The organism is Streptomyces liliifuscus (assembly GCF_016598615.1).
In the GTDB taxonomy this organism is placed as follows: domain Bacteria; phylum Actinomycetota; class Actinomycetes; order Streptomycetales; family Streptomycetaceae; genus Streptomyces; species Streptomyces liliifuscus.
In genome coordinates, this window is the sequence record NZ_CP066831.1 from 9,330,591 (window position 1) to 9,349,239 (window position 18,649).

Below are 18,649 nucleotides of genomic sequence, written 5' to 3' on the forward strand. Positions count from 1 at the left end.
GTCCTCCTCGGCTCCATCCGCACCCCTCTTCGGTGAAGGAACCCCATGCGCGTCCTCATGACGGTGTTCGCCAACAGCTCCCACCTTTTCAACATGGTCCCCCTGGCCTGGGCCCTCACCACGGCCGGACACGAGGTCCGCATCGCCAGCCAGCCCGACAACGTCCAGGCCATCAGCGACTGCGGCCTCACCGCGGTACCGGTGGGCAACGACCTCAACATCATGGAACTGGCCCGGTCCACCCCCCGCGAGGAGATGGCCAACGGCGGCGCCCTCACCCTCAACGAGACCCGTCCCGAGAAGCTCACCTGGGACTACGTCCACGACACCTTCGCCCAGCACTCCCAGCTCTACGACTACATGGCCGACCGCGCCATGACAGACGAGCTCGTCGAGCACGCCCGCCAGTGGCAGCCCGACCTCGTCATCTGGGACGCCCTCACCTACGCCGGCCCGATCGCCGCCGAAGCCGTCGGCGTCCCGCACGTCCGTATGCTCTTCGGCCTCGACCACTGGGGCCGGATGCGCGGCATCTTCCACCAACTGGCCGCGGAGCGGGCCCCGGAGGACCGGCACGACCCGGTCGCCGACTGGCTCGGAGCCAAGGGGGCCCCCTACGGCGTCGCCTTCGACGAGACACTCAGCACGGGGCGGGCGACCCTCGCCGTGGCGCCGCCCTGGATGGGCTTCCCCACCGAGCTGCCCACGATCTCCATGCGGCACATCCCCTTCAACGGGCCCGCCGTCGTCCCCGACTGGCTGCGTAAGCCGGCCGACCGGCCGCGGATCTGCCTCACCCTGGGGCTGACACTGCGTGAGATCGCCGACGAGAACGTCTCCCTCGGCGACTTCGTCCGCGCCGTCGCCGACATCGACGCGGAGGTCGTGGCCACGCTCAGCGAGGAGCAGCTCGCCGAGATCGGTGAACTCCCCGACAACGTCAAGCCCGTGGACTTCGTCCCGTTGCACGCACTCCTGCCGACCTGCGCGGCCCTCGTCCACCACGGCGGCGGAGGCACCCGCACCAACGCGGTGATGCACGGCGTTCCCCAGCTGATCGTCCCCAACTGGCTGTGGGACGAGCGCGACATCGCACAGCGGTTCGCCGAGCGCGGCGCGGCCCTCGTCACCGAGGTCCCCGACCTGACCCCGGAGCGGCTCCGCGAGCAACTGCGGAGGCTCCTCTCGGACCCCTCGTTCCAGGCTGCCGCCGACGAGATCCAGAAGGAGTACGCCGCCCTGCCCAGCCCCAACGCGACGGTCGCCGAACTGGAGCGGGTCGCCGAGCGCGGCCGGACGCTGTAGACCCCGCCCCACCGGCACCGCGAGGTCCACGCGCTGCCGGTGGGCGGCGTCTAAGGGGGGGTAGGGGTAGGCGGCCCCTACCCCTGCCCCCGTAGCGTGTGGAGCGTTCGGACTGCCCCTCGATATGCAATGACATATCTGCGATCCGAAAACGAAGCCGCAGATTCCGCCGAGCTCCTCAGCCGATATCTGCGGGTTCAGTCTGTCGTGCCCCCTCGGCCTATTCAGGCCGGGCTCAGGAAGTGTCCGACAGGTGTTTATCAACCGAACCCTGGCCGACCCTGCTTTACGAGGTGATGGTGTGGAGAACGAAAAGAAGCTTCTCGATTACCTCAAGCGGGCCACCACCGACCTACGGGAAGTGCGGCGCCGCCTGCGTGAATTGGAGGAGCGGGACCAGGAGCCCATTGCCATCGTCGGCATCGGCTGCCGCTTCCCCCGTGGGATCCGGACGCCGGAGCAGCTGTGGACCCTCGTCGCGGACGGCGAGGAGGCCCTGACCCCCTTCCCCGAGGACCGCGGCTGGGACGTCGACAGCCTCTACCACCCCGACCCCGAGCACCTCGGCACGAGTTACACCAAGGTCGGCGCCTTCCTGCACGACGCGGCGGAGTTCGACCCGGGTTTCTTCGGGATTTCGCCGCGTGAGGCTTTGGCGATGGATCCGCAGCAGCGGTTGCTGCTGGAGACGTCGTGGGAGGCGATCGAGCGGGCGGGCATCGACCCGACCACCCTGCGCGGCAGCCGGACCGGCGTCTTCACCGGCCTCATGTACTTCGACTACGGCTCGCGGGTGCAGTCCGCCCCGGACGACATCGAGGGCTATCTCGGCAACGGCAGTGCGGGCAGCATCGCCTCGGGCCGTGTCTCCTACACGTTCGGTTTCGAGGGCCCGGCCGTCACGGTCGACACGGCCTGCTCCTCTTCCTTGGTGGCCATTCATCTCGCTGCACAGTCGCTGCGCAAGGGCGAATCGACCCTCGCGCTGGCCGGCGGCGCTTCGGTCATGTCGACCCCGGACGTCTTCGTCGACTTCAGCCGCCAGCGCGGCCTGTCCGCCGACGGCCGCTGCAAGGCGTACGCGGCCGGCGCGGACGGCACGGGCTGGGGTGAGGGCGCGGGCGTACTGCTCCTGGAGCGGTTGTCGGACGCGCGGCGCAACGGCCATCAGGTGCTGGGGATCGTGCGGGGCTCTGCCGTCAACCAGGACGGTGCGAGCAGCGGTCTGACGGCTCCGAATGGTCCGTCGCAGCAGCGGGTGATTCGTCAGGCGTTGGCGAACGCGGGTCTGACGGCGGCCGAGGTGGACGCGGTCGAGGGTCATGGCACGGGTACGACTCTGGGTGACCCGATCGAGGCGCAGGCGCTGCTTGCGACGTATGGCCAGGAGCGGGACGGCGACCGGCCGTTGTGGCTGGGGTCGGTCAAGTCGAATGTGGGTCATACGCAGGCGGCTGCGGGTGTGGCTGGTGTGATCAAGATGGTGATGGCGATGCGGGCGGGTGTGCTGCCGCGGACGTTGCATGTTGATGAGCCGTCGCCGCATGTGGACTGGTCCGCGGGTGCGGTGGAGTTGTTGAGTGAGGCGCGGGGGTGGCCGGAGGTGGGTCGTCCGCGTCGGGCGGGTGTGTCGTCGTTCGGGATCAGTGGGACGAATGCGCATGTGATCGTCGAGCAGGCGCCCGTGGACGAACCTGCGGCGGACGGCGTTGTCGAGCCTGGTGTGGTGCCGAGTGTGCCGGTGCCGTGGGTGGTGTCGGGTAAGTCGGCGGTGGCTCTGGCGGGTCAGGCGGAGCGGTTGGCCGACGCCGTCTCTGGTGCTGGTGAGGTTTCGGTTTCGGGTGTGGGTTGGTCGTTGGTGAGTGGTCGTTCGGTGTTCCGGCATCGGGCGGTTGTGGTGGGCCAGGATCTGGATGGGTTGCTGGCTGGGGTGCGTGGGCTGGCGGCCGGGCAGTCGGATGCGGATGTGCCCGGGCTGGTGTCTGGTGTGGCTGATGTGTCGGGTCGTCGGGTGTTTGTGTTTCCGGGGCAGGGTTCGCAGTGGGTGGGGATGGCGGAGGCTCTGCTGGAGTCGTCGCCGGTGTTCGCGTCCCGGTTGGGGGAGTGCGCGGCGGCGTTGGAGCCGTTCGTGGACTGGTCCCTGCTCGATGTGGTGCGAGGCGTTGACGGTGCCGCATCCCTGGAGCGGGTTGACGTCGTGCAGCCCGTCTTGTGGGCGGTGATGGTGTCCCTGGCTGAGGTGTGGCGTTCGGTCGGTGTGGAGCCGGATGCGGTGGTGGGGCATTCGCAGGGTGAGATTGCGGCTGCGGTGGTGGGTGGCTGGCTGTCCCTGTCGGACAGTGCCCGGGTGGTGGCGTTGCGGTCGAAGGCGATCCGTGAAGTGTTGGCGGGCGGTGGCGGGATGCTCGCGGTTCAGGCCCCGGCCGACGACGTCGCCTTGTGGTTGGAAGACGTACAAGGTGTGGGGATCGCGGCGGTGAACGGCCCCCGTTCGGTGGTCCTTTCCGGCACTCGTGAGGGTTTGGAAGCGTGTGTGGAGGTGTGGTCGGCGCGGGGTGTGTGGGTGAAGTGGGTGCCGGTGGATTACGCCTCGCATTCGGAGCAGGTGGAGCAGGTCCGTGACCGCATCCTGGCCGACCTCGCGGAGATCACTCCGCTGTCGGGTGGGGTGCCGATGCTGTCGACCATGACCGGCGAGTGGGTCGCAGACGCAGACGGAGCCGAGGGCGGCGGGTTGGGTGCGGGGTATTGGGTGGAGAACCTGCGTCGTCCGGTGCGGTTCGCGGACGCCACCCGTCGTCTGACGGCGGAGGGCTTCGGTGCGTTCGTGGAGGTGAGTGCGCACCCCGTCCTGGTGATGGGCATTGAGGAGACGGTCGACGCGGCCCGCGCGGAAGCCGGCCCGGAGGATGCCGCTTCGGTGGTCGCGGTGGGGACGTTGCGCCGTGGTGAGGGTGGCTGGGATCAGTTCCTGCGTTCGCTTGCGGGTCTGTTTGTCCGTGGTGCTGCCGAGCCGGACTGGCAGATTCTCCTGGGTGGTCCCCAGCCCCGGGTGGAGCTGCCCACCTACGCCTTCCAGCGGGAGCGGTTGTGGCTGGATGCGACGGCGGTGGCGGGTGATGTGGCGGGCCTGGGTCAGGTCGCGGTGGAGCACGCGTTGTTGGGTGCTGGTGTGGGCGTGGCCGGCGGTGGTGGGGTGTTGTTCACGGGCCGGGTCGGGCTGTCGTCGCATGCGTGGTTGGCTGATCATGCGGTGTCGGGTGTGGTGCTGTTGCCGGGTGCGGCGTTCGTCGAGTTGGTGGTGCGGGCCGGTGATGAGGTGGGGTGTGGCCGGGTCGAGGAGTTGATGCTGGCGGCGCCGTTGGTGGTGCCGGCGCGCGGTGCGGTGCAGGTGCAGGTGGTGGTGGGTGCTGTCGGGGACGGAGGACGCCGCACGGTGGGCGTCTACTCCTCCGGTTCAGGCGAAGGGGTGGAGGGGGAGTGGGTGTGCCATGCCACCGGCTTCCTGACCCCCGACAGCGCCCCGCAGTCGGGCGGTGGGTCTGTGCTGTCGGCGGCGTGGCCTCCGCCGGGTGCTGAGCGGGTCGATCTGGTGGGTGTGTATGAGGACTTGGCGGTGGAGGGTTATGAGTACGGTCCGGTCTTCCAGGGTCTGAACGGGGTCTGGCGCAACGGTGAGGAGGTGTTCGCCGAGGTCGCCCTCCCGGATGGCACGGCGGTGGGCGGCTTCGGGCTGCACCCGGCGCTGCTGGACGCGGCACTCCAGGCAGCAGGCTTCGGCTCCTTCACCTCCGACCCCGATCCCGACCCCGCGACCAACTCCGAAGCTGGCTCCGGCGGCGGCGTCCGTCTGCCGTTCGCCTGGTCGGGTGTGTCTCTCTACGCGTCGGGTGCGTCGTCGTTGCGGGTCCGCCTGTGGCCGGTGGGCGAGGACGGTTTCGGCGTCGAACTGGCCGACGCGGCAGGACTGCCGGTGGCCCGCGTCGACTCACTCGTCACCCGCGAGATCAGTGCCGAGCAGCTCAACGCGGCTGCGGGCGGACGCGATGTGACCGATGGCGCGTTGTGGCGGTTGTCCTGGACTCCCGTCGCCTCGGCGGACTCCGAAGGTTCGGGACCGGAGTGGGTGGTCCTGGGCGAGGGAAGCACCTTGGCCGGGGCCGCCGACACCATGGTGGATCTGGCGGAGATCAAGGTGCTCGCGGATGCCGGTGGTGAGGTCCCGGAGTGGGTGCTGGTGGACGTGGAGGCCTGGGCGGCCGCGGCCTCGACGGAGTCCGGTGCCGACGTTCCGGACGTGGTGCGAAGCGTCACCGGACGGGCACTCACACTCGCGCAGGAGTGGCTGTCCGACGACCGGTGGGCCTCGTCCCGCCTGGTGTGGGTGACGCGCGGCGCTGTCGGCGTACATGCCCACGAGCCGGTACCGGGGCTGGCCCACTCGGGAGTGTGGGGTCTGGTGCGTGCCGCGCAGTCGGAGCACCCCGACCGGTTCGCGCTCCTCGACCTCGACCCGGCCACCGACCTTGCGGGTCCCGTCGGTTCCGCGGATGCTCCGCACACACCGCTGGACGGGATCCTCGCGGTGCTGGCGTCCGGTGAGCCCCAACTCGCCGTACGGGAGGGCGAGTTGCTGGCCGCCCGTCTCGCGCCCGCCCGGAGCGGTGACGCACTGACGGCTCCCGCCGGCGACGCTCCCTGGCGTCTCGCCAAGGACCCCGGCGGCAACCTCGACGCGCTCACCGTCGTCCCGGCCCCCGATACGGCGGAAACGCTCGGCGAGGGAGAGGTGCGGATAGCCGTTCACGCGGCCGGAGTGAACTTCCGCGATGTCCTGATGGCACTCGGCATGGTCCCGGCCCGCGGTACCCAACTCGGCGGCGAGGCCGCGGGTGTGGTGACGCACATCGGTCCCGGAGTGACCGGCGTGGCCGTGGGCGACCGCGTCATGGGAGTCTTCGACGGCCCCTTCGGCCCGGTCGCGGTCGCGGACCGGCGCATGGTGGCACGTATCCCCGACGCCTGGACGTACGCGGAGGCCGCGACCGTCCCGCTGGTGTACCTCACCGCCTACTACGGCCTGGTCGACCTGGCGTCGGTCAAGCCGGGTGACCGTGTCCTGGTGCATGCCGCCACCGGCGGTGTCGGCATGGCCGCGGTCCAGCTCGCCCGGCATCTCGGCGCCGAGGTGTACGGCACGGCCAGCCCGGGCAAGTGGGCGACGCTCCGCGCGATGGGATTCGACGAGCGGCACCTGGCGTCCAGCAGGTCGCTGGACTTCGCGGACCACTTCCTGAGCGACGGGGGCGTCGATGTCGTCCTCAACTCCCTGGCGCACGAGTACGTCGACGCCTCACTGCGGCTCCTGCCGCGCGGTGGCCACTTCCTGGAGATGGGCAAGACCGACATCCGGGAGGCCGACGAGGTCGCGGCCGCACACCCCGGTGTCACGTACCAGGCGTACGACCTGACCGTCTTCACCGGTGTCGGCAGTCCCGGAGCCATTCCCGAGCGTATTCAGGAGATCCTCTCCGAACTGCTCGCACTCTTCGACAAGGGAGTGCTCCGGCCGCTGCCGGTCACCACCTGGGACGTCCGTCGGGCGTCCGCCGCGCTGCGCCACATGTCGCAGGCCCGGCACACCGGCAAGATCGCCCTGACCGTCCCGCAGCGGCTGAATCCGGGCGGCACCGCCCTCGTCACCGGCGGCACCGGCGTCCTGGGCAGCCTCCTGGCCCGCCACCTGGTCACCGAACACGGCGTACGCAACCTGCTGTTGGTCAGCCGACGGGGCGAGGACGCACCGGGCGCCGAGGCCCAGCGGGAGGAACTCGCGGCGCTGGGGGCCGAAGTACGCATCGTCGCCTGCGACACCTCCGACCGGGCGGCACTTGAGGCGCTGCTCGCGACCGTTCCCGCGGAAGCCCCGCTGACCGGCGTCTTCCACACGGCAGGTGTGCTGGACGACGGTGTGGTCGAGGCCATGACGCCCGAGCGGGTCGACGCCGTCATGCGGCCCAAGGTGGACGCCGCGTGGAACCTGCACGAGCTGACCCGGGATCTCGACCTCGCGGCCTTTGTGCTGTACTCCTCGGCCGCCGGTGTGTCCGGCGACGCGGGCCAGGCCAACTACGCGGCCGCCAACGTCTTCCTGGACGCCCTGGCGCAGCGGCGGAGGGCCGCGGGTCTGCCCGGACAGTCTCTCGCCTGGGGACTCTGGGAGGACCGCAGCGAGATGACCGGCCACCTGGGCGACGCGGACCTCGCACGGCTGGCCGACGCCGGCGTCCGGGGGTTCGCCGCCGCCGAGGGCCTGGCCCTCCTCGACCACGCGCACGGCTTCGACGAGGCCCTGCTGGTCCCGATGCGCCTGGACACGGCAGCACTCGCCGCGGACGCGTCGCCCGTACCGCACCTCTTCCGCGGGATCGTGCGTGCGCCCGTCGCCCGCCGGGTCGCCGCCGACGACATGGGCAGCCAGGGCACGGACCTGGAGACCCGGCTCGCGAGTCTCTCGCCGGCCGAGCGCAACGAGACCGTCCTGGATCTCGTGCGCGAACGGGTCGCCGCCGTCCTCGGACACGCCGGCCCCGACGCCGTCGAACCGGCCAGGGCCTTCAAGGAGATCGGCTTCGACTCGCTCACCGCCGTCGAACTGCGCAACCGGCTCAACACCGCGACCGGGCTGCGGCTGTCCGCCACCCTGGTCTTCGACTACCCGACACCCACGGCGCTCGCCCAGTACCTGCTGACGGAACTCGCACCGGGCCTGCCCACCGAGGAACCGCTCGGCGTCCGGCTGTTGGAGCAACTCGCCCACATCGAAACGGTGATGGGGGAGTCCGCCACCACGGCCGACCTGGACGCCGACCTCCACTCGGCCGTCACGGCACGCCTCAACGGCATTCTGACCGCTTGGAACAGCGCCCAGCGCGCACCGGATCAAGGCGCGGCCGCGGTGGAACTGGACTCCGCCAGCGACGACGAGATCTTCGACTTCATCGACAGCACCTTCGGGAAGTCCTGATCCCTCCCGCTCCCCGCTGACCCACCGACGCTCCCGCGTTCTCGCATACCTGGACGGGTGAACTACTCATGGCCAACGAAGCCAAGCTCCGCGAATACCTGAAGCGCGTCACCACCGATCTGCACGAGACCACCGAGCGCCTGCGCGAGGTCGAGGGCAGGGCGAACGAACCGATCGCGATCGTGGGTATGAGCTGCCGCTTCCCCGGCGGTGTCGAAACCCCCGACCAGCTGTGGGAGCTGTTCCGCTCGGGTCGTGACGCGATCAGCGGGTTCCCCGAGGGGCGCGGCTGGGACATCGAGGGTCTTTACCACCCGGACCCCGATCACGCGGGTACCAGCTATACGCGTGAGGGCGGTTTCATCAGCGGCGCCGAGCGGTTCGACGCCGGACTCTTCGGGATCTCGCCGCGCGAGGCGGTCGCCATGGATCCGCAGCAGCGGCTCCTGCTGGAGGCGTCCTGGGAGGCCCTGGAGGCGAGCGGACTCGACCCGCTCCGGCTCAAGGGCAGCAGGACAGGTGTCTTCGTCGGAGTGATGTCCTCCGACTACGGCATCCAGAAGGGCGCCGCGGTCGACGGCGCCGAGGGCCACCTCAGCACCGGCACCCACTCCAGCATCGTGTCCGGGCGGATCTCGTACGTACTCGGCCTGGAGGGCCCCGCGGTCTCGATCGACACCGCCTGCTCCTCCTCCCTGGTCGCGCTCCACTCCGCCGCCCACGCCCTCCGCCAGCAGGAATGCACCCTCGCCCTGGCCGGCGGAGTCACCGTCATGGCGACCCCCGAACGCTTCGTCGAGTTCAGCCGCCAGCGTGCTCTCTCCCCGGACGGCCGGTGCAAGGCGTTCTCGGCGGACGCGAACGGAACCGGCTGGTCCGAGGGTGTGGGTGTCCTCGTCCTGGAGCGGTTGTCGGACGCGCGGCGCAACGGTCACGAGGTGTTGGCCGTGGTGCGGGGTTCGGCGTTGAACCAGGATGGTGCGAGCAATGGTCTGACGGCTCCGAACGGTCCGTCGCAGCAGCGGGTGATCCGGCAGGCGCTGGCGAACGCGGGTCTGACACCGGCCGAGGTGGACGCGGTCGAGGCACATGGCACGGGTACGACGTTGGGTGACCCGATCGAGGCGCAGGCGCTGCTCGCCACCTACGGCCAGGGTCGGGACGAAGGCCGGCCGCTGTGGCTCGGCTCGTCCAAGTCGAACCTCGGTCATACGCAGGCGGCCGCGGGTGTGGCCGGTGTGATCAAGATGGTGTTGGCATTGCGGGCGGGCCTCCTGCCCAAGACCCTGCACATCGACGAGCCTTCCCCGCACGTGGACTGGTCCGCCGGGGCGATCGAACTGCTCGGCGAGGCGCGGGAGTGGCCGCAGAACGGTCGGCCGCGCCGGGCCGGCGTCTCCTCCTTCGGATTCAGCGGAACCAACGCCCACGTGATCCTTGAGGAGGCCCCCGCTCCGGAGGCCGAGGCGTCCGAGCCGGAAACGGCGGACGCACCGGCGGGCGTGCTGGTGCCGTGGGTGATGTCGGGCAAGTCGGTGGGGGCGTTGCGGGCGCAGGCGCGGGCGCTGTTGGCGCAGCAGCAGACGGCGGGTTCGTCGGTTGCTGATGTGGCCTTCTCGTTGGGTGTGTCGCGGGCTGGGCTGGAGCATCGGGGTGTGGTGCTGGGCTCCTCGCGTGAGGAGTTGTTGCGGTCGCTGGAGGTGTTGGCGACCGGCGCCGAGGCGCCTGGTGTTGTCTCGGGTCGTGTGGTGGACGGCCGGCTGGCGTTCCTATTTACGGGGCAGGGTGCTCAGCGGGTGGGGATGGGCCGGGAGTTGGCGTCTGCGTTTCCGGTGTTCGCGGAGTCGCTGGAGCGCACGTGTGACCTGCTGGACGTCGGCCTGGATGACCTGGAACGTCCACTGCGGGAGGTGTTGTTCGCGGAGCCGGAGAGCGATGCGGCTGGTCTGTTGACGCGGACGGTGTATGCGCAGGCGGCGTTGTTTGCGGTCGAGGTGGCGTTGTTCCGTCTGGTGGAGTCGTTCGGTGTGCGGCCGGATTTTGTGGCGGGGCATTCGGTGGGGGAGATCGCTGCTGCGCATGTGGCCGGGATTCTTTCGCTGGAGGACGCGGCGACGTTGGTGGCGGCTCGGGGCAGGTTGATGGATGGGTTGCCTGCGGGTGGGGTGATGGTGGCGGTCCAGGCCACCGAGTCGGACGTACGTGAGCTGCTGGAGGGTGTTGACGGGGCGGGTATTGCGGCGGTGAACGGGCCGCGCGCAGTGGTCCTTTCGGGCAGCGAAGCCGCGGTCGCCCCGGTGGTGGAGGCGTTGCGGGAGCGCGGGGTGAAGACCAAGCAGCTCCAGGTCAGTCACGCTTTCCATTCGCCGTTGATGGAGCCGATGCTCGACGACTTTGCCGCTGTGGTGGAGGGGTTGAAGTTCAACGCTCCGTCGTTGGGTGTGGTGTCGAACGTGACCGGGGAGATCGCGTCGGCGCAGGAGCTCTGCGCGCCGGGGTACTGGGTGCGGCACGTGCGTGAGGCGGTGCGTTTCGGCTCCGGTGTGGAGGCTCTTGTGGACGCCGGTGTGTCGTCGTTCGTGGAGTTGGGTCCGGACGGTGTGCTGAGCGGAATGGCTCGTGAGTCGCTGCCTGAGGACTCGGATGTGGCCTGCGTACCGGTGATGCGTCGGGACCGGGATGAGGTGCGGGAGTTCCTGACCGGTCTGGCCCGGCTCAATGTCCGGGGCGTGCCGGTGAGTTGGGAGCCGTTGACGGCTGGTGGGCGTCGGGTGGAGCTGCCCACGTACGCCTTCCAGCGTGAGCGGTACTGGCTTGAGGTTCCCTCGGCTGTCGGCGACGTGACCACTGTTGGGCTCGTGCCTTCCGAACACCCGCTGCTCGGCGCGATCATGCGGCGGGCGGATGTGGACGGCGTGGTCTTCACGGGCCGTTGGTCGTTGCGGACGCACCCGTGGTTGGGCGAGCACCGAGTGGGGTCGTCGGTGGTGTTCCCGGGGACCGGCTTCGTCGAGTTGCTGGTGCGTGCCGGTGACGAGGTCGGCTGCGGTCGTATCGAGGAGCTGACCCAGGAGACACCGCTCGTCGTGCCCGAGCACGGTGCTCTCCAACTCCAGGTCGTTGTGGGAGCTCCGGAGGAGTCCGGTCTTCGCGGCGTCGCCGTGTACTCGCGGGTGGAGGGTGCGGACGAGGATGTGCCGTGGACGCGGCATGCCAGTGGTCTGTTGAGTCATTCGGAGGCGTCGCCCGGGTTCGAGCTGGCGCAGTGGCCGCCCGCCGGAGCGGAAGCACTCGACGTCGACAACCTCTATCAGCGCCTGGCGGATGCCGGCCTCGTCTACGGCGAGCGGTTCCAGGGGCTCAAGGCCGGCTGGATCAAGGGCGAGAACATCTACGCCGAGATTCGGCTGCCCGAGCACGCCGTTGCCGAGGCGGAGCAGTACGCCCTGCACCCGGCGGTGCTGGATGCCGCGCTTCAGTCGAGCGGCCTCAACGACTCTCCCGAAATGCAGGCGACGGCGTACGTCCCGTTCTCGTGGTCGGGGGTGTCGTTGTTTGCGGTGGGTGCGTCGGTGTTGCGGGTGTGTGTGCGGCATGTGGCGCGGGATCGGGTGTCGTTGTGGGTTGCTGATGGTGCGGGTGTGCCGGTGGCGGTGGTGGAGTCGCTGGTGTTGCGGGCGATTTCGTCGGCTCAGGTGGGGGCTGCTGGTGGGGTGCCGGTGGTGGCTGGTGGTGGGTTGTTCGAGGTGGTGTGGTCGCCCGTTGCCGGTGTTGTGACCGGTGGTGGGGATCCGGCGTCGGACGCGGTGGTGCTGGATGTCGGTGTGGGTGGCTCTGTGCGTTCGGTCTTGGGACGGGTGCTGGAGGAGCTTCAGGAGTGTGTGTCGGGTGTGGGGGGTGCTGGTTCTCGTGTGGTGGTGACGCGGGGGGCGGTGTCTGTGGGTGTGGGTGGTGTGGTGGATGTGGTGTCGGCTGGGGTGTGGGGGTTGGTGCGGTCGGCGCAGGCGGAGCATCCGGGTCGGTTTGTGTTGGTGGATGTGGGTGTGGAGGGGGATGTTGAGGCGGGTGTGCGGGCTGCTCTGGTGTCGGGGGAGGAGCAGGTCGCTGTCCGTGGCGGTGAGGTTTTCGTTCCTCGTCTGACGCGGGTGGCCGCGGGTGGTGGGGTGCCGTCATGGGGTGCCAGTGCCAGTGCCAGTGCCAGTGCCAGTGCTGGTGGTGGTGGTGTGGTGTTGGTGACGGGTGGTACGGGTGGTCTGGGTGCGGTGGTGGCCCGGCATCTGGTGGTGTCGCATGGTGTGGAGCGTCTGGTGCTGCTGTCGCGGCGGGGTCAGGATGCGCCGGGTGCGGTTGAACTGGTGGCTGAGCTGGCCGGGTTGGGTGCTCGGGCGGAGGTGGTGGCGTGTGATGTGAGTGATCGTGTCGCGTTGGCTGCTGTGGTGGATGGTCTGGGTGTGGAGTTGTCGGCGGTGGTGCATGCGGCCGGTGTGGTCGACGATGGTGTGCTGGGTTCGCTGACGGCGGAGCGGCTGGATGGTGTGCTGGGTCCGAAGGCGGATGCTGCGTGGTATCTGCATGAGTTGACGCGGGAGTTGGACCTTTCTGCCTTTGTGTTGTTCTCGTCGTTGTCGGGGACGGTGGGTGGTGCGGGACAGGGCAATTACGCGGCGGCGAATGCGTATCTGGACGGGTTGGCGGAGTATCGGCGGGGGTTGGGACTGCCCGCGACCTCGCTGGCGTGGGGACTCTGGGAAGAGTCGACGGGAATGGGCAGTCGGCTCACCGCCGCCGACCTGGAGAGGATGGACCGTACGGGCATCCGTACCCTCTCCGTCCAGGACGGGCTGTCTCTGTTCGATGCCGCTGTCGCGTCCGACCGGTCGACGGTCGTCCCCGCCCGGTTCGACATCGCCGCTCTTCGCGAGCAGGGCGACACCCTCTCACCGCTGTTCCGTGACCTGACAGGCCCGCGCGCCCGCCGCTCGGCGGCGATCACTTCCCAGGACATCGCCGCTGCCACGGAGAACGCCCTGGCGGACCGGTTGGCTGGGCTGACGGCGGAGGAGCGCCGGACGCTGGTGCTCGGCGTGGTGCGGGCTCAGGTGGCGCAGGTGCTTGGATACGCGTCGGCCGAGTTGGTCGAGCCGGGACGTGCGTTCCAGGATCTGGGCTTCGATTCGCTGACGGCCGTGGAACTGCGCAACGGTCTCAGTGCCGTGGCAGGGGTGCGGTTGCCGGCGACGCTCGTCTTCGACTATCCGTCCTCCGACATCCTGGCGGACTTCCTCCTCGCCGAAGTCTCGGGCGAGATACCCGCTGCCGCCGCGGCCCTCCCCGCGCTGGGCAGTGTCACCGACGACGACCCGATCGTGATCGTCGGCATGGGCTGCCGCTACCCCGGTGGAGTCGCGTCACCGGAGGACCTCTGGCAGCTCATGGACGAAGGCCGGGACGCGATCTCCGAGTTCCCGACCGACCGCGGATGGGACCTGGACGCGATCTACCACCCTGACCCGACCAACGCGGGCACGAGCTACACCCGCGAGGGCGGATTCATCTACAACGCGGGTGAGTTCGACGCCGCGTTCTTCGGGATCTCGCCCCGCGAGGCCACCGAGACCGATCCGCAGCAGCGGCTGCTGCTGGAGACGGCCTGGGAGGCGTTCGAGCAGGCGGGCATCGTCCCCGCCGACCTCAAGGGCAGCCAGACCGGCGTCTTCGCGGGCGTCATGTACCACGACTACGCGGGCAACATCGGGTCCGGCAGCATCGTCACGGGCCGTGTCGCCTACACCCTCGGTCTCGAAGGCCCCGCGGTCTCGATCGACACGGCCTGCTCCTCTTCTCTCGTGGCCATCCATCTCGCCGCGCAGTCCCTGCGCCAGGGCGAGTGCACGATGGCCGTCGCCGGTGGCGTGGCCGTCATGGCGACCCCCGAGTCGTTCATCGAGTTCAGCCGCCAGCGTGCTCTCTCCCCGAACGGCCGCTGCAAGGCGTTCTCGGCGGACGCCGACGGCACCGGCTGGGGTGAGGGCGTGGGTGTCCTCGTGCTTGAGCGGTTGTCGGATGCGCGGCGCAACGGTCACGAGGTGTTGGCCGTCGTCCGCGGTTCGGCGTTGAACCAGGATGGTGCGAGTAATGGTCTGACGGCTCCGAATGGTCCGTCGCAGCAGCGGGTGATTCGTCAGGCGCTGGCGAATGCCGGTCTGACACCGGCTGAGGTGGATGCGGTCGAGGCGCACGGTACGGGTACGACGTTGGGTGACCCGATCGAGGCGCAGGCGCTGCTTGCCACCTACGGCCAGGACCGAGACGAGGACCAGCCGCTGTGGCTCGGGTCCTCGAAGTCCAACATCGGACACACCAAGGCGGCTGCGGGTGTGGCTGGTGTGATCAAGATGGTGATGGCGATGCGGGCGGGTGTGCTGCCCAAGACCCTTCACGTGGGTGAGCCGTCGCCGCATGTGGATTGGTCCGCGGGTGCGGTGGAGTTGCTGAGCGAGGCGCGGGAGTGGCCGGAGGCCGGTCACCCGCGTCGGGCGGGTGTGTCGTCGTTCGGGATCAGTGGGACGAATGCGCATGTGATCGTGGAGCAGGCGCCGGCCGAGGAGACCGTTCCGGAGTCCCGTGTCGAGCCTGGTGTCGGGTCGGGTGTGGCTGAGTTGCCGGTGCCGTGGGTGGTGTCGGGTAAGTCGGCGGTGGCTCTGGCGGGTCAGGCGGAGCGGTTGGCGGGGGCTGTCTCGGGTGTGGATGAGTCTGTGGCTGGGGTGGGTTGGTCGTTGGTGAGTGGTCGTTCGGTGTTCCGGCATCGGGCGGTTGTGGTGGGCCAGGATCTGGATGGGTTGTTGGCTGGGGTGCGTGAGCTGGCGGCCGGGCAGTCGGATGCCGGTGATGCGGTGTCCGGTCTGGTGTCTGGTGTGGCGGATGTGTCGGGTCGTCGGGTGTTTGTGTTCCCGGGTCAGGGTTCGCAGTGGGTGGGGATGGCGGTGGCTCTGCTGGAGTCGTCGCCGGTGTTCGGGTCGCGGTTGGGGGAGTGTGCGGCGGCGTTGGAGCCGTTCGTGGACTGGTCGTTGCTGGATGTGGTGCGAGGCGTTGACGGTGCCGCATCGCTGGAGCGGGTTGACGTCGTGCAGCCCGTCTTGTGGGCGGTGATGGTGTCCCTGGCTGAGGTGTGGCGTTCGGTGGGTGTGGAGCCGGATGCGGTGGTGGGGCATTCGCAGGGTGAGATTGCGGCTGCGGTGGTGGGTGGCTGGCTGTCCCTGCCGGACGGTGCGCGGGTGGTGGCGTTGCGGTCGAGGGCGATCCGTGAAGTGTTGGCGGGCGGCGGGGGAATGCTGGCTGTCCAGGCCCCGGCCGATGAGGTCGCGTCCTGGCTGCAGGAGTTCGAGGGTGTGGGGATCGCGGCGGTGAACGGCCCCCGTTCGGTGGTCCTTTCCGGCACTCGTGAGGGTTTGGAAGCGTGTGTGGAGGTGTGGTCGGCGCGGGGTGTGTGGGTGAAGTGGGTGCCGGTGGATTACGCCTCGCATTCGGAGCAGGTGGAGCAGGTCCGTGAGCGGATCCTGGCCGACCTTGCGGAGATCACACCGCTGTCGGGTGGGGTGCCGATGCTGTCGACCATGACCGGCGAGTGGGTCGCAGACGCAGACGCAGACGGAGCCGAGGGCGGCGGGCTAGGTGCGGGGTACTGGGTGGACAACCTGCGTCGTCCGGTGCGGTTCGCGGACGCCACCCGTCGTCTGACGGCGGAGGGCTTCGGTGCGTTTGTGGAGGTGAGTGCGCACCCCGTCCTGGTGATGGGCATTGAAGAGACGGTCGACGCGGCCCGCGCGGAAGCCGGCCCGGAGGACGCTGCTTCGGTGGTCGCGGTGGGGACGTTGCGTCGTGGTGAGGGTGGCTGGGATCAGTTCCTGCGCTCGCTTGCGGGCCTGTTCGTGCGTGGTGCCGCAGACCCGGACTGGAAGATCCTCCTGGGCGGTCCCCACCCCCGGGTGGAACTGCCCACCTACGCCTTCCAGCGTCGGCGTTTCTGGATCGAGAGTGTGAAGAAGGACCCGGTGGCCCAGGCCGCAGACCCGGTGGACGAGGCGTTCTGGGCGGCGGTGGAGAGCGAGGACATGGCCTCGCTCGCCGACAGCCTGCAGGTGGAGACCGATGCCCTCCGGGGCGTACTGCCCGCTCTCAACTCCTGGCGGGCGCGCAGGCGGGAAGAGTCGCTCGTCGACGGGTGGCGCTATCGCGAGGAGTGGAAGCCGGTGCCGGCGCCGGCCACCACCGCGGTCACCGGCGCCTGGACCGTCGCCGTCCCCACCACGCACCGCGACACCGCTGCCGTGAACGCGTTGCTGGACGGTTTGCGCCGCAACGGCGCCGACCTGCGCGTCATCGAGGTGTCCGGCGACGACCCCGAGGCTCTGACAGAGCAGCTGCGGGGTGACACGCCGGAAGGCGAGCAGCCGGTCGGTGTCCTCTCCCTGCTGGCCATCGACGACCGCCCCCACCCCGGCCATCCGGAGCTGACCGAGGGCATCGCGGCGACCATCGCACTCGTACGGGCCCTGGACGCCTTGGAGGCGAACTCCCGTCTGTGGTGCGTCACTTCGCAGGCCGTCGCCGCCATCGACTCCTCGGAGGTCGGCAACCCGGCGCAGGCGACCGTGTGGGGCATGGGGGCGTCGTTGGCGCTCGACCACCCCGACACCTGGGGCGGGCTGCTGGACCTGCCGTCGGAGATCGACGCGCGCACCGCCGACCTGTTGTGCGCCGTACTGGCCTCGGAGGAGCCGGAGGACCAGATCGCGATCCGTACGGCCGGTCTCTTCGCCCGCCGTATGGTCCGGGCACGCCTCGATGACGCCGCGACCCCTCCGGCGAGGTCGTGGCAGCCTCACGGCACCGTCCTGGTCACCGGCGGCACCGGCGGGATCGGCGCGCATGTGGCGCTCCGGCTCGCTCGCGACGGCGTCGAGCACCTCGTGCTCACCAGCCGCAGCGGAGCCGAGGCCCGCGGCGCGGCCGGCCTGGAAGCGGAACTCGCCGTGCTCGGCGCGAAGGTCACGTTCGCGGCCTGCGACATCGCCGACCGTGAAGCCGTACGCGAACTCATCGCGTCGCTGCCCGAAGCCGCACCGCTCACCGGCGTCTTCCACCTGGCCGGAGCCGTCCCGGAGGGGGAGCAGCAACTCTCGGCGATCACGCTCGACGATTTCTCCCGGATGACCCGCGCCAAGATCGGCGGGGCCATGCACCTGGACGAACTGCTCGGGGACCGGGACCTGGAGGTGTTCGTCACCTTCTCGTCCGGCTCGGCCGTCTGGGGCAACGCCAACCAGGCCGCGTACGGCGGAGCCAACGCCTTCCTGGACGCCCTCGCCCACAACAGGCGTTCCCGCGGACTCCCCGCCACGTCCATCGCTTGGGGTCTGTGGGGCGGTGAAGGCGCGGACGCCGACACCGACGCACAGCTGCGCCGCATCGGTGTCCGGGCGATGGAACCGCGCCTGGCCCTCGACATCCTGCGGCAGGTGCTCGATCACGGAACCGGGCACCTCATCGCCACGGACATCGACTGGCAGCGCTTCGCTCCGGTCTTCACCATCTCCAGGGCACGGCCCCTCCTCGACGGTCTCGCGGAGGTGCGCGCCGCACTGTCCGAGGGCACCGAGACGGCCGCACCGGACGAGGACACGACGGGGCAGGATTCGATCGCCGTACGCCTGGCCGGGCTCTCGCCCGCGGAACGCGACCACGCGCTTCTCGACGTCGTACGCACGCAGGTGGCCGCCGTGCTCCGGTACTCGGACGCCGCCGACGTGGAGCCGGACCATTCCTTCAAGGACCTCGGCTTCGACTCCGTGACCGCCGTCGAACTGCGCAACCGGCTCAACACGGCCTCCGGCCTGCGACTGCCCGCCACGACGGTCTTCGACTACGCCACCCCGCTCGCCCTGACGGCCCACCTCAAATCGGAGCTGTTCCAGGACGAGGGGGCGGCCGCGGGCGCGGTACCGCTCCTGGCCGAACTCGACCGGCTGGAAGCCTCGGTGACGTCGCTCCCGTCGGCGGACATCGAGCGGATGCGTCTCACCTCCCGGCTCCAGGGGCTGGTGACCAAGCTGAACGAGATCGTCGGCGCGGGTGTCCCGGAGACCGAGGCCCTCGCGGACAGGCTGGAAGCGGCCACCGCCGACGACATCTTCGACCTCATCGACAAGGACCTCGGGCTGGGCTGACCCAGAGACCAAGAGCCCTACAGGACACCAGCGGCGTCCTCGAACGGAGGACCGCCGGACCGCCTCGGCCCCCGATGGCTCCTGGCCGCCT

2 protein-coding genes and 1 pseudogene are annotated in these 18,649 nt (G+C 69.8%); all 3 read left to right on the forward strand.

Annotated elements, in window-relative coordinates; genetic code table 11:
• Positions 1-45 precede the first annotated feature (45 nt).
• The 3 genes and pseudogenes from JEQ17_RS40440 (at position 46) to JEQ17_RS40450 (ending at position 18,558) form a co-directional block, all read left to right on the forward strand.
• Positions 46-1,305: an activator-dependent family glycosyltransferase gene (locus JEQ17_RS40440; protein WP_200399868.1), complete on the forward strand. Its 1,260-nt coding sequence runs from the start codon at positions 46-48 to the stop codon at positions 1,303-1,305.
• A gap of 319 nt (positions 1,306-1,624) precedes the next feature.
• Positions 1,625-8,332, forward strand: a pseudogene (locus JEQ17_RS40445) (SDR family NAD(P)-dependent oxidoreductase); the annotation flags it as partial.
• Positions 8,333-8,430: 98 nt separating this feature from the next.
• The gene (locus tag JEQ17_RS40450; protein WP_456115148.1) at positions 8,431-18,558 is read left to right on the forward strand and encodes a type I polyketide synthase; all 10,128 of its coding nucleotides are present in this window, start codon (positions 8,431-8,433) and stop codon (positions 18,556-18,558) included.
• Positions 18,559-18,649: the final 91 nt, after the last annotated feature.